Origin of the sequence: Kitasatospora sp. NPDC085879 (genome assembly GCF_040686255.1) — a bacterium.
GTDB lineage: Bacteria > Actinomycetota > Actinomycetes > Streptomycetales > Streptomycetaceae > Kitasatospora.
On the sequence record NZ_JBFBJZ010000010.1, the window covers coordinates 68711 to 89104 of the forward strand.

Annotated in this window: 17 protein-coding genes; 4 read left to right on the forward strand and 13 right to left on the reverse strand. The window is 73.1% G+C overall.

Annotated elements, in window-relative coordinates; all coding sequences use genetic code 11:
• Positions 1-28: 28 nt before the first annotated feature.
• The 3 genes from AB0P35_RS10520 to AB0P35_RS10530 form a co-directional block, all read right to left on the reverse strand.
• Complete coding sequence (locus AB0P35_RS10520) at positions 29-775, reverse strand: DUF6348 family protein (RefSeq protein ID WP_363509144.1); 747 nt, start codon at positions 773-775, stop codon at positions 29-31.
• A gap of 83 nt (positions 776-858) precedes the next feature.
• On the reverse strand, positions 859-2226 hold the full coding sequence (locus tag AB0P35_RS10525) for a pectate lyase (RefSeq protein ID WP_363509147.1): 1368 nt from the start codon (positions 2224-2226) through the stop codon (positions 859-861).
• Between the two features lie 199 nt (positions 2227-2425).
• On the reverse strand, positions 2426-4807 hold the full coding sequence (locus tag AB0P35_RS10530; RefSeq protein ID WP_363509150.1) for a pectinesterase family protein: 2382 nt from the start codon (positions 4805-4807) through the stop codon (positions 2426-2428).
• A gap of 214 nt (positions 4808-5021) precedes the next feature.
• Here AB0P35_RS10530 and AB0P35_RS10535 point away from each other — a divergent pair, with 214 nt between their 5' ends.
• Positions 5022-5375 carry an STAS domain-containing protein gene (locus tag AB0P35_RS10535; RefSeq protein ID WP_363509153.1) on the forward strand — a complete coding sequence of 118 codons (354 nt, stop codon included), beginning with the start codon at positions 5022-5024 and terminating at the stop codon, positions 5373-5375.
• 35 nt (positions 5376-5410) lie between these two features.
• On the opposite strand, the gene AB0P35_RS10540 is transcribed toward AB0P35_RS10535, so the two are convergent.
• The 8 genes from AB0P35_RS10540 to AB0P35_RS10575 all read right to left on the reverse strand — a co-directional run bounded on the left by AB0P35_RS10540 (position 5411) and on the right by AB0P35_RS10575 (position 14599).
• Positions 5411-5554, reverse strand: coding sequence for a hypothetical protein (locus AB0P35_RS10540; protein WP_363509156.1), 144 nt, complete (start codon positions 5552-5554; stop codon positions 5411-5413).
• Between the two features lie 61 nt (positions 5555-5615).
• Entirely contained in the window at positions 5616-7505 is a 1890-nt protein-coding gene (locus AB0P35_RS10545; RefSeq protein ID WP_257018930.1) for an amino acid transporter, read from the reverse strand.
• Between the two features lie 386 nt (positions 7506-7891).
• On the reverse strand, positions 7892-8884 hold the full coding sequence (locus AB0P35_RS10550; RefSeq protein ID WP_363509159.1) for a 3-oxoacyl-ACP synthase III family protein: 993 nt from the start codon (positions 8882-8884) through the stop codon (positions 7892-7894).
• On the reverse strand, positions 8881-9840 hold the full coding sequence (locus AB0P35_RS10555; protein WP_363509162.1) for an SDR family oxidoreductase: 960 nt from the start codon (positions 9838-9840) through the stop codon (positions 8881-8883). Before AB0P35_RS10555 ends, AB0P35_RS10550 begins: the two co-directional genes overlap by 4 nt.
• A gap of 195 nt (positions 9841-10035) precedes the next feature.
• The gene (locus AB0P35_RS10560) at positions 10036-11055 is read right to left on the reverse strand and encodes a cytochrome d ubiquinol oxidase subunit II (protein ID WP_363509165.1); all 1020 of its coding nucleotides are present in this window, start codon (positions 11053-11055) and stop codon (positions 10036-10038) included.
• Entirely contained in the window at positions 11052-12518 is a 1467-nt protein-coding gene (locus tag AB0P35_RS10565) for a cytochrome ubiquinol oxidase subunit I (protein ID WP_363509168.1), read from the reverse strand. The genes AB0P35_RS10560 and AB0P35_RS10565 overlap by 4 nt, the downstream gene beginning before the upstream one ends.
• Before the next feature lie 116 nt (positions 12519-12634).
• A complete protein-coding gene (locus AB0P35_RS10570; RefSeq protein WP_363509373.1) occupies positions 12635-13438 on the reverse strand; it encodes an SDR family oxidoreductase in 804 nt (267 codons plus the stop codon).
• A 183-nt stretch (positions 13439-13621) separates the two neighbouring features.
• Entirely contained in the window at positions 13622-14599 is a 978-nt protein-coding gene (locus AB0P35_RS10575; protein WP_363509170.1) for a 2-hydroxyacid dehydrogenase, read from the reverse strand.
• Between the two features lie 228 nt (positions 14600-14827).
• Between AB0P35_RS10575 and AB0P35_RS10580 the strand changes: the two genes are divergently transcribed.
• From AB0P35_RS10580 to AB0P35_RS10590, 3 genes are all read left to right on the forward strand, one after another.
• Positions 14828-15328 carry a gluconokinase gene (locus tag AB0P35_RS10580; protein WP_363509376.1) on the forward strand — a complete coding sequence of 167 codons (501 nt, stop codon included), beginning with the start codon at positions 14828-14830 and terminating at the stop codon, positions 15326-15328.
• 139 nt (positions 15329-15467) lie between these two features.
• Positions 15468-17225: a cation:proton antiporter gene (locus tag AB0P35_RS10585; protein WP_363509173.1), complete on the forward strand. Its 1758-nt coding sequence runs from the start codon at positions 15468-15470 to the stop codon at positions 17223-17225.
• On the forward strand, positions 17222-18523 hold the full coding sequence (locus AB0P35_RS10590; RefSeq protein ID WP_363509176.1) for a DUF2254 domain-containing protein: 1302 nt from the start codon (positions 17222-17224) through the stop codon (positions 18521-18523). Before AB0P35_RS10585 ends, AB0P35_RS10590 begins: the two co-directional genes overlap by 4 nt.
• Before the next feature lie 29 nt (positions 18524-18552).
• Here AB0P35_RS10590 and AB0P35_RS10595 read toward each other — a convergent pair whose 3' ends face one another.
• Both AB0P35_RS10595 and AB0P35_RS10600 read right to left on the reverse strand, forming a co-directional pair.
• The gene (locus AB0P35_RS10595) at positions 18553-18702 is read right to left on the reverse strand and encodes a hypothetical protein (RefSeq protein WP_363509179.1); all 150 of its coding nucleotides are present in this window, start codon (positions 18700-18702) and stop codon (positions 18553-18555) included.
• Between the two features lie 107 nt (positions 18703-18809).
• Positions 18810-20393, reverse strand: coding sequence for a GMC family oxidoreductase (locus AB0P35_RS10600; RefSeq protein ID WP_363509182.1), 1584 nt, complete (start codon positions 20391-20393; stop codon positions 18810-18812).
• Between the last annotated feature and the right edge of the window lies 1 nt (position 20394).

Below are 20394 nucleotides of genomic sequence, written 5' to 3' on the forward strand. Positions count from 1 at the left end.
GCGGGTGGCCGTGCGGTGGCCGCGGCGCTCAGCGACCCTTAGGCCGGACCAGCAGCACGAAGGTCCTGGCGTACGCGGTGCCCTCGGCGACCCGCGGCCAGTCCAGGGCGAGCAGCTCCTTGGAGGCCTGCTCGTGCAGTTCGCCGTCGACCCGGACCTCGGCGGTCTCCCGGCCGGCCCCGCCGCCGAACAGCAGCGAGATCCCGACCAGGCGGTCCCGGTCGAAGCCGTCCGCGAGAGCGGCGGCCAGCCGCGGCAGGACCGGCCGGGCGAGCATCCAGTCCTGGACGGCGCCCTGCCGGTCGCCGGCACCCCAGCCGACGATTCCGCCGTGCACGGCGTGCCAGCCGGGCAGCGCGTCCGCGTCGTCGGGGTGCAGGTGGCCGGCGAACCGCCCGTTGTGGGCGAGGAGTTCGAGCAGGGTGACGCCGGTCGTGGCGGCCCAGACCTCGACCGCCCGGCGCAGTGCCGGCTCGGCGCCCGCCTCGATGCCGGACACGCAGTCCCGCACCGCGCTCTGCTGCGGCCGCCCGGCGTCCGGCAGGAGGATCAGGTCGAGGTGGGCCGGGCCCTCGCCGTGCGGGGCGCCGACGGCCACCGCGGTGCCGCCCGGGCCGGTGACCCGGTCCCCTTCGAACGTCCAGGTGTCGCCGCTGAGTTCCGTCAACCGATCGGCCACCGCGGCGAGTACGGCCTGTTCGGAGAGCGGCGCGGTGTCGCCCTGCTGTCTGCGGGCGGCCGCGGCGGAGCCGCGCCACCAAGATCCCAACCCCATGGCGCACACCGTAGCGGCGCCGCCGCCCCGGCCGCCACAGGAACGCCGAACGCGCTCCCGCGGCGGCCGGGCCGGACGGCGGTTCAGGGACGGTACGTCACATCGGCTGCGGTGTAGCGGCAGTTGGCGCCGTCCGGCCCGCTGCCGGACTCCTCGGGCTCGCCCGAGGTGACTCCGGTGTAGCGCTGGCAGACGGTGATCTTCTTGCCGCTGTCGCCGACGACGGTCAGCCGGGTGATCCTCGCGGTGTCGCCGAGGTTGGCGTTGATACCGACGATCCTCTTGCCGGGGGCGGTGGCGATCACGTTGTCGATCACCACGTGGCGGGGGTACTGGGTCTTGCAGTTGCCGCAGGAGCGGTAGAGCTTGCCGAAGTCCTCCACCCGGAAGTTCTTGATCACGAAGGTTCCGGGGCCGTTGTGCTGGAAGACCTTGTCGGCGGCGCCGCGCGCACCGCCGCCGTCGACGGTCATCACCTGGGAGGCCGAGGTGCCCTTGAAGGTGGCCGCGTCCTCGCCGACGTTCTCCCACCAGACGTTGCGCAGGGTGCAGCTGCCGCTGCAGTGCACCCCGTCGGCGGCCGGCTCGCCGAGGATCACGTTCTGCAGCACCGCGCCGTCGGCGAGTTCGAACATCGCGGGCTGGTTCTCGGACTGGCCGCCGGTGCCCAGCCCACCCTTGCCGACGAAGCGGCGGCCGCCGCCGTCGAAGAGCGTGGCGACCTTCCGGGTCTCGGTCAGCGGCACATCGGCGCCCTGCGGCACCGGCCAGGCCGGGACCGTGCCGGTGGCGCCGGTGGCAGTGGCAGTGGGCTTGGCGGTGGCGGTCGCGGTGGGCTTGGCCGTCGCGGTGGGCTTCGTGGTGGCCGTGGTGCTCGCGGAGGAGCTCGCGGTGGGGGCCGGGGTTCCGGTGACCGCCTTGAAGGTCCACCGCTTGGCGGCGGCCGAGTCGCAGGAGTTCTGCTGCACCGGGGTGCCGGCCGCGGTCGAACCGTCCTTGACCGCCAGGCACTTGCCGCTGCCGGTGTTGACGATCCGGTGGCCGCCCTCGACCGCCGTCAGCGTCCAGCGCTGGGAGGCGGCCGCCGGGTCGCAGGCCTCCTGCTGCACGGCCGCGCCCGCACCGGACTCGGCGTCCCGGACACCCGCGCAGAGGCCGGTGCCGGCGGCGACCAGCCGGTAGCCGCCGTCGGCGGCGGCCAGCCGCCAGGTCTGGCCCCGGGCCCCGCAGTTCTGCTGCGCCAGCTGGGCCCCGGCGCCCTCCGCGGGCGCCTGCAGGCAGAGTCCTCCGGCGGCGCTCACCAGGGTGTAGGAGCCACCGGTGGCCGGGGCCGGGGCCGCCGCGTCCGCGCCGGCCCACAGGCCGCCCGCGATGCCGGCGGTCACCAGGGCGGCCACGCCGCCCAGGGCCGCGATCCTGCCGCGCTTGGGGCGTATCGCTCGCTTGCTCACGTCTCACGATTCCTTGGCAACTGTCGGGACAGGGAGGGCGCGTGGCCCCGCCGACGCGGGGGCCGCCCGGCACCGGACCGCCGCGCCCGCGAGGGCGGGCCGGCCGGTGTCCGCTCCCTGGTTGCCGCCCGGCGGAGGAAGGTTGCCGCGGCGGCGTGGATGTTTCCGAGGGGCTCTCCGAGGTGTCGTCAGTGGCCGGTCAGCCGACCGGGTTCCAGCCGTCGGTGCCGGCCAGGTAGGCCCGGGCGGTGTACGTGGCGGCCTGGGCGGCGGTCAGCTGCGGGCGGCCGGCGGTGACGGCGGCACCCGGGCCCGAGTCGGCGTACTCGGCGAAGCGGGCGGACTTCCAGGAGAAGCCGCCCATGTCCGTCCAGGGGGCGGTCCGCTTCACCGCGGCGGGCAGCACGGTGTTGCGGACCACGAACTGGCCGACGGCGGTGGAGCCGGTCCGCCAGGGGCGGCCGAGGTGGAAGGTGTCGGCCTTGGCGGTGCTGGTGATCGTGCTGTCGGTGACGAGGATCCCGTACGGCTTGGCCGCGTCGGTGTTGGGCGCGGCCAGGTAGCCGTTGTTGCCGCCGGCGGCGGCGCCGCGGTCGCGCAGGGTGATGTTCACCCGGTCGTAGACGGCGGTGGCGTTGCCGAAGAGGAAGTCCACGTCGCCCGCGACGAAGCAGTTCCGGAAGTACTGCCGGTACTGGCCGGTGGCGGTGGGCGCCCAGTTCAGCACGGTGTCCTGGTGCCCGATGAAACGGGAGTTCAGGTACTGCTGGCGGTCTCCGCGGGCGGCCAGGGCGACGGCCTGGGTGGCGGTGGTCTCCGGGTGGGCGGCGCGCTCGAAGGTGTTCTGCACGGTGAGGCCGGTGACGGTGGTGTCGTTCGCCGAGACGGTGAGGGTGGCGCTGCCCTCGGTGCCGTACGTTCCGCCGCCGGGCCGCGGGGTGCCGGCCGCGTTGTCGTGGGTGAGGACCACGTCCTCGGCGTTCCCGGTGGCGCCCTTGAGGGTCAGCCCCTTCTTCGAGGCCGGCACGTTCACCGTCTCGCGGTAGGTGCCGCGCGCGATCAGGACGGTGTCCCCTGGCGCGGCCGCGTCCACCGCTGACTGCACGGTGCGGTACGCGGCGGAGCCGTCGGCGGCGACCGTCAGGGTACGGCCGCTCGCCGCGCCGGTGGCGGCGCCGCCGCTCTCGGTGAGCACGCCGGCGCCGGCCTTCCGCGGCAGCTGCTCGGGCAGCGCCGCGGCGGGCTCCAGCCCGGCGGCGAGGGCGGGCTGCCAGGAGACGGTCGCCCTGATCTTCCTGGAGTTGGCGGCGTTGTACGCGGCGACCAGGTCCACCACGCCGCCGTTGACCAGGTTTCCGCTGCCCGCGAAGGCTCCCGTGCCGTCACCGCTGAGCAGTTGGGAGGCCTTCCGGTCGGACGACAGCCGCCAGTGGTTGTTCTGCGCCACGATCTGCGCTCCGGCCCGGGAGTTGACGCTGTACCCGTGCGTGTAGCCGTCGAGCTTCGCGGTGTCGTAGTAGTTGTCGTAGAGGTGGATCTGCCCGACGCGGGCGAGCGGGGCGCGCTGCACGACGCCCTGGAAGACGTTGTGGTGCAGGGTGACGCGGAGCTTGGTGTCCTTGTCGCTGCTGCCGATCAGCATCGTCTTGTCGTGGTCGGTGAAGCGGTTGTAGGACGCGGTGACCAGGTCGGAGGCGTTGGTGATGTCCAGTGCCCCGTCGTGGACCTGGTACTCGCGGCCGAACCGGGTCGGGTTGGCCGAGTCGAGGTGCGGTGCGTCGGAGAACGTGTTGTGGTCGATCCACACGTGGGTGGCACCGCGCAGCGAGACGGCGTCGTAGGCGGAGTTCCAGTTGCCGGTGGGGCCGTCGGTCGGGTCCCACTGCGGGAAGCAGTCGCGGACGTCGGTGAGGGCGAGGTTGCGGACGATCACGTCCTCGGCGTTCCGCACCGTCAGGTTGCCGCCGGTGATGCCGGCGCCGGTGCCGGGCACCCCGACGATCGTGGTGTGCGAGGGCACCGTCAGGACGACCCTCGCGGCCTGCTTGGCCTGGGCAGCGCGACGGGCGTCCTCCTGGCCGCCGGACGGGAGCCTGGTCCGGCCCCGGACGGCGGGATCGTAGGCCTTGGCGTACGCGGCGGCCGAGTAGCCGGTGCCGGCGGCGTAGTCCTCGCAGCCGAGGGCCTTCCCGGCGTCGTCGGTGTTGGCGTCGATCACGCCCCTGACCTTGATGATCCGCGGCGCCCCCGCGGGCCCGGCGGTCAGCGCCTTCGCCAGCTCGGCGCGGGTCGAGACGGTGAAGGTGTGCGCGGCGTCCGCGGACCGGCCGCCGGTGGTGCCGGCGCCCTCGGCCGCCCACCCGTCCTTGGCGGGCAGCACCGCGTGGGCGAGATCGGCCGCCGCCGAACCGCCGGTGGACGCCGTGCCGGTGGACGCGCCGCCGCTGGACGCGCTGCCGGTGGAGGCACCGGCGTGCAGGGCCAGCGGCACGGCGCCCAGACCGAGGACGGCCACCGCTCCGGCCCCCGCGAGGGCGAGCCGGCGGCGGGTGGCGGGACGGCGGTGCGAAGGATCGGACATGGCGCGACTCCGTGGAGGTGAGGGATGGTGTCCGTCCCTCAGTTGCCGCCGCTCCGCCCAGGGTTGCCGCCGATCCGGCCCGCAGCCGGGACCTTCGGCCCTCGCCCGCCGCACCGTCGATCTGATGAAGTGTCAGCCGGTCCGCCGCCGCCGGAGTTTGCGAGGACGCCAGGCGGCGGCGGACTGCTCGAGCCGCATCGCACAGGAGGCCTCCTTGCCCGTTCCCGCACCGCACACCGAGGCCGGAATCGCCTCGGTCAGCCGCCAGTTCCCCGGCCGCCGCACCGTGGTGGCCCTGCGCGGCGAGCTCGATCTGCACTCCGCCGGCCGACTGGAGCCGCGGCTCCTGCCGCTGCTGGAGCGCGGAGGCGGCGAGCTGGTGCTCGATCTCGCCGGGGTGACCTTCTGCGACAGCTCCGGCGTCGAGCTCTTCCTGCGGCTGAACGGCCGCTGCGCCGCGGACGCCTCGGTGATCCTGCGGGCGATCCCCCGCCAGCCGTCCCGGGTGATCCGGCTGATGGGCGTCGACCGGGCGCTGCGCTGCGAGTTCGGCCGCGAGCGGCGCTGACCGCCGCACGGACGGGGCGGGCTGCGGACGCCCGTTCAGCGCAGGACGAGCGGCGCCGACCACACCAGTCGGGCGCCGCCGTCCTGCGGGACGGACAGCTCGAAGCCGCCGCCCACGCCCCGCGCCCGCTCCGCGAGGTTCTGCAGTCCGCTGCGCCGCCCGCACGTCCACGGCCGCACCCCGGCCTGGGCCCCAGCGGCCTGAGCCCCGGTCCCCGGGTCAGCGGGCAGCAGTCCGCGGTCAGCCGACGTGGACGTGCGGGCGGCGCGCCGGGTCGGATTCGGCCTCGCGCAGCACCTCGCGGGTGACCGGCGCGACCTCGCCCTGGCCGAACAGGAAGAACCGCAGGAACTGGGCGAACGGGTTGCCCTCGGTCCACTCGAAGTAGATGTGCGGCTGCTGTCCGGTCGCGTCCCGGATGTGCAGCAGCAGCGCGGCGAGCGCGTTGGGCACGCTGGAGTGCTCCAGGGTGATCACCCGGTAGCGGTCGTGCAGGACCTCGCCGCGCACCTGCAGCTCCGCCTCGAAGTCGGAGGGGTCGCGGATGGTGACCTCGACGAAGACCAGGTCGTCCTCGGCTGGGATGGCGTTGTCCGAGCGGATCTGGTGGATCTTGTCGCGGTACTCGGCGAGGTCGCGGCGGTGCGGCTCGTTGGCGATCAGCCGGATCTCGCGGTGGGTGCCGTCGCGGACGAACCGCTCGGCGAGCGTGTCCATGGCCACGTCGGTGACCCGCAGTTCGAAGGCGCGGGCGAGCCGCGAGGCGAGCGAGATGATCATGATGGCCGCGATGAAGCAGGCACCGATCTTCACACCGTCCGGGCGCTCGGCGATGTTGGCCCCGGTGGTGTAGAGGAAGACCGCGGCGATCACCGCGAAGCCGACCGTCAGCCGGCGCTGCCCGGCCCGGTGCGCGGCGATGGTGACCGCGACGGCAGCGGAGCTGATCAGCACCAGGACACCGGTGGCGTAGGCGCCGCCCTGCTTGTCCACGCTGGCGTCGAAGATCCAGGTGACCAGGAAGGCCACCGCCGTCAGCACCAGCACGGTCGGCCGGACGGCCCGCGCCCAGTGCGGGGCCATGCCGTAGCGCGGCAGGTAGCGGGGCATCAGGTTGAGCAGGCCGGCCATGGCTGAGGCGCCGGCGAACCAGAGGATGGCGATGGTCGAGATGTCGTAGACGGTGCCGAAGGCGCTGCCCAGGTACTCGTGCGCGAGGTAGGCGAGGGCACGCCCGTTGGCCGCGCCGCCGGGTTCGAATGCGGGCGCGGGGATGAGCAGAGTGGTGATGAAGCTACTGGTGATCAGGAAGACGCTCATGATCAGGGCGGCCGTGGTGAGCAGCTTGCGCGCGCCGCGGATCCGGCCGACCGGCTTCTCCTCGGTGTCCTCCGGGTCGCCCTTGATGTGCGGCATGACGGCGACGCCGGTCTCGAAACCGGAGAGGCCGAGGGCCAGTTTGGGGAAGGTGATCAGCGAGACCCCGATCATGGCGATCACATTGCCGTGCTCGGCGGTCAGCGCGTGGGTCCAGTCGGTGATCAGGTTCGGATCGGTCAGCACGTGCCACAGGCCGGTCGCCACGACCACCACGTTGAGCGCCAGGTAGACCGCGACCAGGACGACCGCGACCCCGATCGCCTCACCGAACCCCTTCAGGAAGACGGCGCCGAGCAGCGCGATCAGCAGCAGCGTGATGAGCACCTCGCGGCCCTGCAGGCTGCTGGGGAGGTGCGGGTTCTCCACCAGGTGGGCGGTGGCGTCGGCGGCCGACAGTGTGATGGTGATGAGGAAGTCGGTGGCGGCGAAGCCGAGCAGCACCAGCACGAAGAGCTTGCCCTGCCAGAAGCTCAGCAGCCGCTCCAGCATCGCGATCGAACCCTCGCCGTGCGGGCTCTCCTTCGCGACCCGCCGGTAGACCGGCAGGGCGCCGAAGAGCGTGACGAGCACGAGCACGATGGTCGCCACCGGCGAGAGCAGGCCGGCCGCGAGGGCGGCGATGCCGGGCTGGTAGCCGAGGGTGGAGAAGTAGTCCAGGCCGGTCAGGCACATCACCCGCCACCAGCGCTGGCCGTGCTCCTCCGGCAGTTCGGCGTGCGGGCCGGGGTGCTGCTTGGCGGTGTCCGCCATGCCTTCGAGCAGCCAGGCCCGGAAACGCTGCCGTCTGGACGGTGCCGCGCCCTGGCCCGACGGAGCTGAGACCACCGTTGCACTCCCGTCAGGACGTGGGCACCGGGCCCACCCGGTGGACGACCAGGCCAGCGTAAGCGCGCCCGCCCGCCGCACTCGGGAGGCCGACCCGCCCGGTCACTCCGGACGCCCCGTCACACCGCCGATCGGCGGTCCACCGGACGACCGGTCAGCGCTCCCGGCCGCGGGGCTCGCGTGGGAGCGGCCGCAGGTCGGTCTGCGGCTCCCGCCTCCCCGGCGACGGTGCACGGCCCGTCGGCGCAGGCCACGCATGGCGCCCGACCGGGGCCGGGTGGACGAGGGCCGGGAGGCCTGGGCGGTCGTCATCACCAACGCAGCAGCATCACCCCTGCGCTGGCACCGCTGGCGAGACCGAACAGGGCGACCTCGGTGCCGGGACGCAGGCGTCCCTGCTCCGTGGCGAGGGCGAGTTGCAGCGGCAGGCTCGCCGCGGCGGCGTTCCCGATCGTCGGGAACGTGGCGACCACCTGGGCGGGGTCGGCGCCCATGCGGCGGCAGAAGGTGTCCGCGAACGGCACCGACGGCTGGTGGACGCACAGCAGGTCCAGCGCCCGGACGTCCACCCGCTGCTCCTTGAGCCACAGGCGTGCCTGCTCGTCCAGGCCGAGGAACGAGGCGAGGAGCCGGTCCGAGTCGACGTGCAGGCCCTGGGACTGGCCGGGCGCGTGGTGCGGATCGAACAACGTCGCCGCCGGCCAGCCCTCCGAGTTGGCCCAGAACGCCGACGCCCTGATGCCCGGCACGTCGGACGCCTCCAGCAGCAGGGCCGCCCCCGCGTCCGCCCCCGTCAGCGACGTCAGGCCGGTGCGCAGCGTGGCGCGGGTGAGGTGCCAGCGGGAGAGGCGGGTGAGGGTCTCGCCGCAGGTGACGAGGACGCGGCGGTGCTGGCCGGTGCGGATGAGGGCGTCGGCGACCTGGAGGGCGTTGAGGATGCCGTTGCAGGCGTTGGAGACGTCGAAGGCGGGGCAGGTGAGGCGGGTCTTGGCGGCGACGATGTGGGCGTTGGCGGGTTCGCGGACGTCCGCGCTGACGGCGGCGAACAGCAGCAGGTCGATGTCTCCGGGGTCGAGGCCGGCCTGGTGGAGGAGACCGGTCGCGGCGCGGGCGGCGAGGTCGGAGGGAAGGTCCTCGGGGCGCGCGAGGGTGCGTTCGCGCAGGCCGAAGGTCCGCTCGATCAGGCCGTCGGGGATGCGCAGGCCGGGGCTGCTGCGGCGCATCCGTTCCTCGATCGCGCGGGTGCTCTGGCGGTGTTCGGGCAGGTGGGCGGTGGCGCGGGTGATGCGGCTGTAGGGAGTCACGGCGCGCATTCCGTCGGCGGTGCGGCGCTGCGGGCGGTGGCCGCGGTCTCGGGCTCGGGCTCGGGCTCGGGCTCGGGCTCGGGTGGGCGGGCCGCGGTGCTTCCGTCGGGGACGGCCCGCTGCGTGCGGGTGGCCGCAGTGCGGGGCAGGCCGCAGACGGCGTGCTTGAGCAGGTCGGTCACGCGCAGCGGGAGGAGGGAGTGGAGGGGGACGAGGAGGCGGGCGTCGCGGCCGACGGTGTAGCGGGGCCGCGGGCGGGTCGCGGTCAGGCACTTCTCGATGGTGCGCGCAACGGGTTCGGGGCCGGGCACACGGCGGTCCACGGCGTTGAACAGGGCGGTGGTGCGATCGTAGCCGGGGGCGCCCGGGGTGCGGACGGCGGCGAGGTCGGCGGTGGCGGTGGCGAGCATCGGGGTGGCGAACGCGCCCGGCTCGACCAGGCACACCTGCACGCCCAGGTGGGCGGCTTCGACGCGCAGGCAGTGGGTGAGGGCCGACAGGCCGTGTTTCGCGGCGCTGTACCAGCCGCCCATCGGCCAAGGGACCCGGCCCAGCCCGGAGGAGATGTTGACGATCCGTCCGCTGCCGTGGCGGTGCATCGCGGGCAGGACCAGACGGCACAGGCGGGCCGCGCCGAGGAGGTTCACCTCCAGCACGTGGCGGGCCTGCTCGTCGCCGACGTCGGCCACGGCCCCGGCCTGCGGCACACCGGCGTTGTTCACCAGCGCCCACAGGCCGCCAGCGGTCATCTCCTCGGCCTGGTCCACGGCCTGCCGGCACGACGCCGGATCGGCGACGTCCAGCACGACGGTGCGCAGCCGTACCCCCGCCCGCTCGGCGTGCGCCGTCAGGTCGGCCGCCTTCGCCGGATCACGGGCACCGGCGATCACGTCCCATCCCCGGGACGCCAGGTGAAGGACCGTGACCCGGCCGATCCCGCCGGTCGCGCCGGTCACCAGCACACTGCGGCCACGTCCCCGCGCGGTGCCGCACTTCCCGACTCCCACGATCCGCTTCTCCCCGTTCCCGGGATCGCACGGCGCGACCCCGGGCGGCACAACGAGCACCCCCCGTCGGGGGATACGCGCCCCCGCCCGTGCAAGCTCGTGGATGCTACGGCCGGCCCTCGCCGTCCGCCGGGCGCGGCACGGTCACGTCTCGGTGTCCTGGTCGGTGAGGGGTTCCAGCACGCCGTGCGTGTCGAGGCGGTAGAGGACGACGAGTGCGGGACCGATGAACACGAGGGCGACGGCCGCGACGATGATCATCCACTGGAGCGGTGCACTGGCCCCGGCGCCCTGCTGCACGGTGAGCGAGGTCGGCACGAGGTAGGGCCGCTGGGCGAAACCCCAGGCGGCCACGGTCAGCGCCACGACGGCCACCGCCGAGTAGCGCGTCCAGCCGGCCGCGGGACCGGCCACCAGGATCGCCGTCACCGCCAGAGCGGCCACGGCCGCGAGGACGAGGACGAGCCCGATCCCGTGCGTGAGCCCGTGGTGGACGTACGACGCGTGCGGGTCGGTGACGCTCAGGCCGATCACGCCGACGGCCGACACCATGGCGCAGCCGATCCAGGCGCGCAGACGGAAGTAGCCGACGAGGTCGTCGGCGCCGAACCGGCGGGCGTCGACGGTGAGGAAGACGGCGCCGAGGAAGGCGGTGGCGGCGACCGCGAACAGGCCGGCGAGGATCGAGGTGGTGTTGGCCCAGGCGTCGGCCGAGGCGGTGGTGCCGGGGGCGATGCGACCGGAGGCCACGGCGCCGACGGCCGCGCCGAAGAAGAACGGTGTGACCAGCGAGGCGATCGCGAAGACCGCGCCGTACACGCGCCGTGCGGCCAGGCGCCGGCTGGGTTTGCGAAGGCCGAAGCCGGCACCGCGCAGCACCATGCCGACGGCGGCGAGCGCGAGCGGCAGCCAGAGCGCGGTGAACACCGTCTGGAAGAACACCGGGAAGCCCGTCCACATGACGACGAGGACGAAGATCAGCCAGACGTTGTTGACCTCCCAGACCGGGGCCATGGCGTGGTCGATCAGCCGGCGCGGACGGCTGCCGCGCTCGGCGCCGCCGGCCAGCAGGTCCCAGAAGCCCGCGCCGTAGTCGACGCCGCCGCCGCAGGCGTAGGCGGCGACCGCGATCAGCAGGATCCACGCGACGACGGTGGCGGTCACGGCTCGCTCCCCGGTTCTCGGCCGGTGTCCGTGGCCGCGGCGGCGTGTTCGGCCCGCGGGCCGTACGGGGTGTCGCTCTCGGGCCCCTCGGCGGATGCCGTGACGGCACCGGAGTCGGTCAGGCGCCAGCGGGTGCGCATCTTGAGCAGCACGGCGAGGAACGCACCGAAGATCAGAAGGTAGACGACGGCGACGATGCCGAACATCGTCCACAGCGAGGCGGCCGCAGTGGGGGTCACGGCGTCGGAGACCCGCATGTACTGGTAGACGATCCAGGGCTGGCGGCCGACCTCGGTGGTGATCCAACCGCACTCCACGGTGATCACGCTGGCAACGCCGGCGACGGCGGCGCAGCGGAAGAACCAGCGGGATTTCGGCAGGTCGCGGCGGCGCCACCAGCACCAGGCGTACCAGAGGGCGAGCAGGATGAGGAGGCTGCCGATGGTGGCCATGATGTCGAAGGCCCAGTGCACGATGGTGGCCTGGGTGGCGGTGGGGCGGTCGGCAGCGGGCACCGAGCTGAGCCCGGTGACCTGGGTGTCGGGACTGAACCCGGCCAGGATGGAGTCGAGTTGGGGGATCTTGAGGCCGCCCTTGACGGTGCCGTCCTCCTGGAGGCGGCCGAAGAGGTACTCGGAAACGTGGTCGCCGGTGTTCCAGACGAGTTCGGCGGCGGCGAACTTGATCGGCTGCTTGTGGTAGATCTGCCGGGCGATGTTGTCGCCGAGGAAGAACTGGATCGGCGTGAGGATCGCGGCGACGGTGAACGGCACGGTGAAGCCGAGCCGGTGGTAGCGGTCGCGGCGGCCTCGCAGCCAGCCCACCGCGTACACGCCGGCGACGACGTACCCGGCGGTCAGGAACATGGCGACCACGAAGTGCCAGTACTCCGGGCCGAACATCGGGGTGAAGACCGCCTGTTGGACGGTGACGTCCACGGGGTTGCCGTCCGAGTCGAGGGTGAAGCCCTGCGGGGTGTTCATCCACGAGTTCGCGGCGATGATCCCGAACGCGCCCATCAGCGCCGCCAGTGGCAGCGGCGCACCGAGCCAGAAGTGGGTGCGCGGTTTCAGCCTGCGCCAGCCGTACAGGTAGATGGCGATCAGGATCGCCTCCAGGAAGAACGCCCAGGCCTCCACGCCGAAGCCGAGGCCGAAGACGTCCCCCCAGCGGCCCATCATGCCCGGCCACAGCAGGCCGAACTCGAGCGAGAGCACGGTGCCGGTGACGATGCCGATGGCGAACTGCACGGCCATCACGGCCGACCACCGACGGGCCAGCAGGAGCGCCACCGGGTCGTTGCGCTTCAAACCGCGGTGGTGCATCACCAGCGTGATGAACGGCAGTGCCACACCGAACGGTACGAGCATGATGTGGGAGGCGAGGGTGAACGCCATCATCTCCCGCGCGGGCAGGAGCTGTGCGGGCGTGGAGTCGGCGAGCAGGGCGGCGACCGCGCTCATCTCACTCCCGGTGCGCACGGCGTGGCCGCCGGGATCGGTCGGCGGGCCGGTGCGGCTGCCGTCCTCGGCGTCGGGTGGGTGTTCGTCCGGGCGGTCGTCGGCGCGGGCATCAAGGGTCAGCCTCCGGTGGCGAAGCCGGGGAAGAGGGTCATCCCACCGTCGACGTACAGCGTGGTCCCGACCACGTAGTCCATGAGGTCGGAGGCCAGCAGGGTCACTGCGTCGGCGATGTCCTCGGGGTCGCCGACCCGCCGGTAGGGGATCAGCTGCAGCAGGGCCGTCTCGGCCTCGGGCGTGTCCCAGGCGGACTTGTTGATCGGGGTGCGGATGGCGCCCGGTCCGACGGCGTTCACCCGGATCCCCTTCGGGGCGAGCTCCTGGGCGAGGGTCTGCATCAGCATCAGGACGCCGCCCTTGGACGCGGCGTAGTTCACATGGCCCGACCAGGGGATGATCTGGTGGACGGAGCTCATGCAGATGATCTTGCCGGCGGAGCGGGAGACCTCGGGGACGACGCCGCGGCGGACGAATTCCTTCGCGGCCTCGCGGGCGCAGAGGAACTGGCCGGTGAGGTTGACGTCCAGAACCTTGTGCCACTGCTCGACCGTCATGTCGGCGATGGCGGCGTCCCGCTGCAGCCCGGCGTTGGCCACCATGATGTCGATCGTGCCGAACTCCTCGACCATCCGCCCGACCATCCCGACGACCTGGTCCTCCTCGGAGACGTCGGCCTGGTGGGCGTAGGCCTGCACCCCGAACGACTTGATCTCCCGGACGACGTCGTCCGCCGTCTCCGGGCCGAAGACGTAGTTGACGACCACGTCCGCGCCCGCCCGGCCCAGACCGATCGCGGTCGCCCGGCCGATACCGGAGTTGGCTCCCGTCACCAGCGCCTTCTGCCCCTTGAGGAGCTGCGGCATCGGCCACCGCTGCCCATCCGCCGCTGAAGCCACAGCTCTCTCCTGTCGTCGGCCGCACACCACTACCGACCGACCACCATTCCCGCCGGGGCCGCACATGCGATCGGGGACGCGCGGTACCCCCCGGTCGGGCGCGGCGATGCCACCCGGACGGCGCAGTGGCGCGGGTGGACAGCCGACCGGTCAGGCGCCGGGGCCCGCGACCACGTTCTCGAGGGGCTCGCCTGCGAGGAAGCGTCCGACCTGGGCACGGATCAGCCGCATGGCACGCGGCAGGAACGCCGCGCTGTTGCCGCCGACGTGCGGGCTGATCAGCGTGTTGGGCGCTCGCCACAGCGGGTGGTCGTGGGGCAGCGGCTCCGGGTCGGTGACGTCCAGGGCCGCGGCCAGCCGGCCGCGCTGCAACTCGGCGAGGAGCGCATCGGTGTCCACCACCGCGCCCCGCGCCACGTTGACCAGGAGCGCGCCGTCCCGCATCGCGGCCAGGAAACGCGCGTCGACCAGTCCGCGGGTGTGTTCCGTCAGCGGAACGGTCAGCACCACGACGTCGGCGGCCTGCAGCAGCTCCGGAAGGCTCTGCAGGGCGTGTACCGGCCCGCGGGCGGCAGTCCGGGCACTGCGGGCCACCCGCAGCAGCTCGCACTCGAACGGCACGAGGCGCTCCTCGACGGCCGCACCGATCGAACCGTACCCGACCACCAGGACCGTGCGGTCGGCCAGCGACGCGGACGGCCCGCCCCGCCAGACTCCGGCGTCCTGCGCCCGAACGAACCCCGGCACCCCGCGCAGCGACGCCAGGACCAGGGTGACCGCGAGCTCGGCGGTGCTCGTGTCATGGACCCCTCTGGCGTTGCACAGCGCCACCCCCGCCGGTACCGCGGGCAGCAGGTCGTCGACTCCCGCCGAGAGGCTCTGCACGGCCCGCAGCCGCGGCATCCGGGGCAGCAGCGGGAGCGCGGCCGCCGCACGGGTGTAGGGGATGACGAAGAACTCCACCGTGTCCAGGACCTGCTGCGGCGGCGCCTCACCGTGGCCGTCCCACACCGCGACCGGCACGTGCGGCAGACCGCCGATCCGGTCGGGCGGGTACGGCAGCAGGATCCGGCCGGCCGTCGCAGGCGCCCCGGCGGGCCCGTCGTCCGCACCGCTCATGCCGCTCATACCGCGATCCCACCAGCGATCGGCAGCCGGGGCAAACCCCCGGCCCGGGTGGCACCACCGCAGCCCGGCGTTCGGCCGGACGGGTGAGCCTCGTCGACCCGACAGCGCCTCGGGGAGCTCGAGCCCGGCCAGGAACGCAGGATCGACCGCAGAGGCCCCGCGGAAGGCCGTGGAGATCGGAGGTGACAGGTGGAACATCACGGACACGGCCGCACCGTCGTCGTGGTCATGGGCGTCTCGGGAGCCGGTAAGAGCACGGTGGGCGGGCGGCTCGCCCACCGACTCGGCGTCCCGTTCACGGAGGGCGACGACCTCCACCCCCAGGCGAACATCGCCAGGATGACCGCCGGGTCCGCGCTGGGGGACGCCGACCGCAGACCATGGCTGGACGCCGTCGCCGACGTCATCCGGCAGACCTGCCTCACCCCCACCGGAAGGGTGATCAGCTGTTCGGCCCTCAAGCGCCGCTACCGCGACATCCTCCGCGCGGCCGGCCCCGGCGTCTTCTTCCTGCACCTCGCGCTCACCCCGGCCGAGGCCCGCGCCCGCCTCTCGCGTCGCCACGGCCACTTCATGCCGAGCGCGTTGCTCGACTCCCAGTACCAGGCGCTCGAACCCCTGCAGGCCGATGAGGCCGGCGTGACACTGGACGCGGACGGCGACGCCGAGACGATTCTGCGTCAGGCCGAGGCCGCCATCGCCCGGTTCGAGGACCCCGACGGACAGTGATCCACCCACGAACCACCTTCGGTGGGGTTCGCTGAGCCGATCGAGTGACGGTCGCCGTGTCTGCCCGGGCACGGCAGTGCAGATCTGCGACATGCGATTCAATCCCACGGTGCCCCGGGCGCTCGACAGGGAGGCGGCTGTGACCGACGAAGAGATCCTGCTGGGTATCGCCCTGACCGTCGCCCTCGCCACCGGTTCGCAGGTCCTGGCGAACAAGCTGCGCGTCCCCGCCCTGATCGTGCTGCTGCCGGTCGGGTTCACCGCGGGCGCCCTGACCGACGTCATCCATCCCGCACGGCTCGTCGGGCCGGACTTCCCCGCGCTGGTGTCGCTGTCCGTCGCGGTGATCCTCTACGACGCCGGCCTCGGACTGAACCTGCGCAATCTCACCGGCCGCACCCGGGCGATCGTCGGACGGCTGCTGGTCATCGGCATCCTGGTCACGTTCTTCACCGTGTCGGGCATCGGCCCGGCGCTGTTCGGCATCCCACTGCGGGTGGCGGCGATGATCGGCGTGATCCTCGTCGTGTCGGGCCCGACCGTCGTGGGGCCGCTGATGGAGTTCGTGCGGCCGACCGACAAGGTGCGGCGCATCCTGATCTGGGAAGGAACGCTGACCGACCCGATCGGCGGCATCCTCGGGGCCGTCGTCTTCCACGCCGTGGCGACCACGGGGCGGATCGACATCGGTCGGGGTTACCAGATCGGACAGTTCCTGATCAGCATGGGTGTCGGCCTCGCCGGCGGCGCCGTCGGCACCGGCATCCTCTGGCTGGCGCTGCGCAAGCTGCGGCTCGGCGAGACGCTCGGCACGCTGGCGCAGCTGGCGACGGTGGTCGTCGTCTCCGCCGGCTGCGACATCGCCCGGGACGACACCGGCCTCATCGCGGCGATCGTCACGGGGCTCGCGGTCGCCAACCTGCCGGGCCTGGACATGCCGGCCCGCCGGCCCTTCCTCGAAACACTCGTTCAGCTGATCATCGGCCTGCTGTTCATCTCCATCTCCTCCGCCGTCCCCCCTTCGTCGGTGGTGCCCGTGCTGGTGCCCTCGCTGATCCTGATCGCGGTCCTCGTCCTCCTCGTCCGGCCGTTCGTCGCGTGGGCGGCCGCCCACGGCACGGGACTCACCACGGGCGAGTGGGGCTTCATCGGGTGGATGGCGCCGCGCGGCATCGTGGCCGCCTCGACCGCGTCCGCCTTCGCCGCCACCCTCGTGGAGAAGGGCCTGCCCGGCGCTTCCAAGATCCTCCCGATCACCTTCCTCGTGATCGTGGGCACGGTCCTGGTCTACGCGCTGACGGCCGGGCCGGTGGCCCGGCGCCTCGGCGTCGTCCGGCCGAGCCGGACCCGGCCGCTCCTGGTCGGCGGCGACCCGTGGGTGGTCGGCCTGGGCCGGGCCCTGGGGTCGGCGGGCCTCGACGTGCTGATGTGGGCGGGCCTGGACGAGGAACGCGAACGGATCAGGGCGGCCGGCCTCGAACTCGCGCACGGGGAGATGCTGGCGACCGCCACCAACCCGCGGGCACGTCTGGAGGGCGTCACCGCGGTGTTCCTGCTCACCGACGACGACGACTTCAACGCGCTCGCCTCGGTCGTCGTCAAGGACAACGTCCAGGGGCCGGTCTACCGGGTGGGGCCGCCGCAGGACAGCCACGGCGTGGTCGCCCCGTACACGGGCGGCGACATCCTCTTCGGCCGTGACCTCGTCCGGCACCGTCTGGCGGACCGCTACGCGCAGGGTGACCGCTTCCACGTGCAACCGGCCTCCCGTCCGATCCCGCCGGACCACGTCATCCTGTTCGTCGTCCGCACCGACGGCAAACTGGACCCGGTGACCGAGTCGCGGCCCGCCACCCTGTCGCCGGACGACACCGCCGTGCTGCTGGGCCCCGCATGACGACCTGGGCGGCCAGGTTCCGGCTGCGGCAGTACGCCAAGGCCAGCCTGTGGATCGTTCCGCTGTTCGGGCTCGTGCTCGGTGTCGCGCTGGCCGAGGCCGCGACCGCCGCGGACGGGGCGTCGTGGCTGCCGAAGACCTGGGACTACTCCGCGACGACCGCGAGCAGCGTCCTCAGCTCCGTCGTCGGCTCGATGATCGCGCTGCTCGGCTTCGTCGTGACCATCGGCGTCCTGGTGATCCAGCAGGCCACCGGCACGCTGTCCCCGCGCTACATGCGGCTGTGGTACCGCGACCGGCTGCAGAAGGCCGTGCTGGCCACCTTCACCGGCACGTTCTCGTTCGCCTACACGCTGCTGCGGAGCATCGAGTCCGACTCCGTCCCCAACCTCGGCGTCACGCTGGCCGGCATCGCCGTCTCCGTCAGCCTGCTGCTCCTGCTGATCTACCTCAACCGGTTCACCCACAACCTGCGCCCGGTGGCGATCGCCGACCTGGTGGGACGGATGGGCGAGAACGTGCTGCACCGCGCCGCGGCGAGAGTCCGGGAGGCGGCCGTGCGAGAGCCCGGCCCTCTCCTGCCGGGCGGGTCGGCGACCCGGATCCGGACCCAGCGGGGCGGGGTGATCCAGGCCTTCGACGCGGCCGGGTTGGTGTCGCTGGCGGCCCGGCACGACTGCGTCCTCGTCATGGCCCACGTGGTGGGCGACTTCGTGTCGCCCGGCGCCGTCGTCTTCGAGGTCCACGGCACCACCTCGGCACCCGACCCGCGGGAGGTGGCCGGGCGCCTGGCCCTCGGAGTGGAGCGGACCATCGAGCAGGACCCCGCGTTCGCCCTGCGCATCCTGGTCGACATCGCCATCAGGGCGCTCTCCCCGGCGGTCAACGACCCCACCACCGCGGTGCAGGTGCTCAACCACGTCGAGACGTTCCTGCACGCGGTCGGGCGGGTCGGGCTCCGCAGCCACTACGTGCTCGGCGACGGCGGCGGCCCGCCCCGGCTCGTGGTGCCGGGCCGGTCCTGGGAGGACTACCTCCGGCTCGCCGTCACGGAGATCCGCGACTACGGCGCCGGCTCGGTCCAGGTCTGCCGACGGCTGCGGGCGATGCTGGAGGGGCTCCTGGAGACCCTGCCCGACGCGTGCCTGCCGGCTCTGCGGGCCGAGCTCGCGCTGCTCGCGGACGCGGTCGAGCGGGAGTTCGCCGATGCGCCCCGCCGGGCCGACGCCGAGACGGCGGACCCGCAGGGCATCGGTGGAGGACGGCGCCCCGGCCCGGGCGGGGACACGGACTCCTGACCGCCCGTCGGGCCGGGACGGGGCGGGGTTCACGCCCAGCCGCGGCGGGCGGCCTGCCAGCCGAGCTGGATGCGGGCCTCGACGCCGGCCCGGGACATCAGGTCGTGACCCGGCGCTGGACGGTGCGACGGGAGATGCCGCTGGCTGGCGGCGGCCTGGTCGGTCAGACCGGCCAGCACCAGGGCGAGGACGCGGGCGTCGAGCTCGTCGATCGCGTCCGGCCGGCTCTCCGCGAGGCCGTCGCCGATCGGTCCGGCCGCTCGCCCTCGTCCTGCGCGGGCGATGGTCAGGCGAGGCGCTCGGCGATGCGGTCGGCGACCCGCAGGGCGTTGGCGATGGCCGTCAGCGACGGGTTCACCGCGCCGATGCTCGGGAAGAAGCTCGTGTCCACGACGTAGAGGTTGTCGAGGTCGTGGGCCCGGCAGTCGACGTCGAGGGCCGAGCTCCGCGGGTCGGTGCCGAAGCGTACGGTGCCGGCCTGGTGGGCGGTGGCGCCGATCGGCATGCCCTTGTGCAGGTACAGGCTGTGCGGCAGCAGGTGGTGCTCGTGCATGCCGAGCCGGCCGAGCATCTGGCGGAGCTTGTGCTGCAGCCTCCTCAGCCCTTCGACGTTGTTCTTCTCGTCCAGGGCGAGGTGGATGCCGCCGTCCGCGTCCAGGGTGACGCGGTTGTCGGGGTTCGGAAGGTCCTCGCCGCAGAGCCAGAAGTCCACCGCGTGGTGGGCGAGCACCTCGAAGGGCAGGTCGGGCGAGGCCATGCCCGCCCAGCGCGGCGCCTCGCCCCGGATCTGGTCGGCGTCGGACTTGCCGAGCATCTGGATGCCGCCGAGCGGGTAGTCCCAGTCGTCCGCGCCCAAGTACCAGTCGTTCAGGGCGAGGGTCTTCTGGAACTGCGTGTCGTTGGGCTCCTTGGAGACCGCCATCAGGGCGAGGTTGTTGTGCCGCATGTAGTGGCGGCCCACTACGCCGGAGCTGTTGGCCAGGCCGTCCGGATGCCGGTCGTCGGCCGACCGGAGCAGCAGCGCGGCGGAGTTGACGGCACCGCAGGCGACCACCACGATGTCGGCGGAGTACTCCGCGACCGTCCCGTCGGCGAGTTCGGCGACCACCGTGTCGACGCTGCGGCCGGTCGGGCCGGTCTCGAGCCTGCGGACGTTCGCGCCGGTGACCATCGTGACGTTGTCGTGTTCCAGGGCAGGGTCGACGCACACGACCTGGGCGTCGGCCTTGCCCCGGACCAGGCAGGGGAAGCCGTCGACCCGGTTGCAGCGGATGCACACGCTCTCGTGGGTCGCCCGGCCGTCGCCGTCCTGGGTGAGGTTCACGCCGATGGGCAGGTGGAAGGGGTGCAGGCCCTGCTTCTCCAGGTCGTCGCTGAGCTGCTGGATCCTCGGCTCGTGCTGCACCGGCGGGTAGGCGTACTGGGCACTGGCCGGCCCCTCGGTCGGGTCCTCGCCGTGACGGCCGTGCACCAGGTACAGGTGTTCGGCCTGGGTGTAGTACGGCTCCAGGTCCTCGTAGCGGATCGGCCAGGCCGGGGAGATGCCGCCGTGGTGGTGCAGTTCGCCGAAGTCCTGGGGGCGGAGGCGGAAGAGCGCGGCGCCGTAGAACTTCGTGTTCCCGCCGACGTAGTAGTTGACCTCGGGCGGGAACGCCTCGCCGTGCTTGTCGTACCAGAACTCGGGGGCGCGGTACTTGCCCTTGACGAAGACCGCGGTGGACTCCCAGTTGTCCCGCTCGCGGGGCAGGTAGTCGCCGCGTTCCAGGATGAGGATGCGCCTGCCGGTGGGGGCGAGGCGGTGGGCGAGGGTGCCGCCGCCCGCTCCGGTGCCGATGACGATGACGTCGTAGTGCTCGCTGGTTCCTGCCATG

What these genes read in the sequence shown, in the direction of transcription:
- AB0P35_RS10530 (WP_363509150.1), bottom strand. Translation starts at nt 4,807, where the DNA reads ATGTCCGATCCTTCGCACCGCCGTCCCGCCACCCGCCGCCGGCTCGCC.
- AB0P35_RS10545 (WP_257018930.1), bottom strand. Translation starts at nt 7,505, where the DNA reads ATGGCGGACACCGCCAAGCAGCACCCCGGCCCGCACGCCGAACTGCCG.
- AB0P35_RS10580 (WP_363509376.1), top strand. Translation starts at nt 14,828, where the DNA reads ATGGGCGTCTCGGGAGCCGGTAAGAGCACGGTGGGCGGGCGGCTCGCC.
- AB0P35_RS10565 (WP_363509168.1), bottom strand. Translation starts at nt 12,518, where the DNA reads ATGAGCGCGGTCGCCGCCCTGCTCGCCGACTCCACGCCCGCACAGCTC.
- AB0P35_RS10575 (WP_363509170.1), bottom strand. Translation starts at nt 14,599, where the DNA reads ATGAGCGGCATGAGCGGTGCGGACGACGGGCCCGCCGGGGCGCCTGCG.
- AB0P35_RS10520 (WP_363509144.1), bottom strand. Translation starts at nt 775, where the DNA reads ATGGGGTTGGGATCTTGGTGGCGCGGCTCCGCCGCGGCCGCCCGCAGA.
- AB0P35_RS10600 (WP_363509182.1), bottom strand. Translation starts at nt 20,393, where the DNA reads ATGGCAGGAACCAGCGAGCACTACGACGTCATCGTCATCGGCACCGGA.
- AB0P35_RS10570 (WP_363509373.1), bottom strand. Translation starts at nt 13,438, where the DNA reads ATGCCGCAGCTCCTCAAGGGGCAGAAGGCGCTGGTGACGGGAGCCAAC.
- AB0P35_RS10590 (WP_363509176.1), top strand. Translation starts at nt 17,222, where the DNA reads ATGACGACCTGGGCGGCCAGGTTCCGGCTGCGGCAGTACGCCAAGGCC.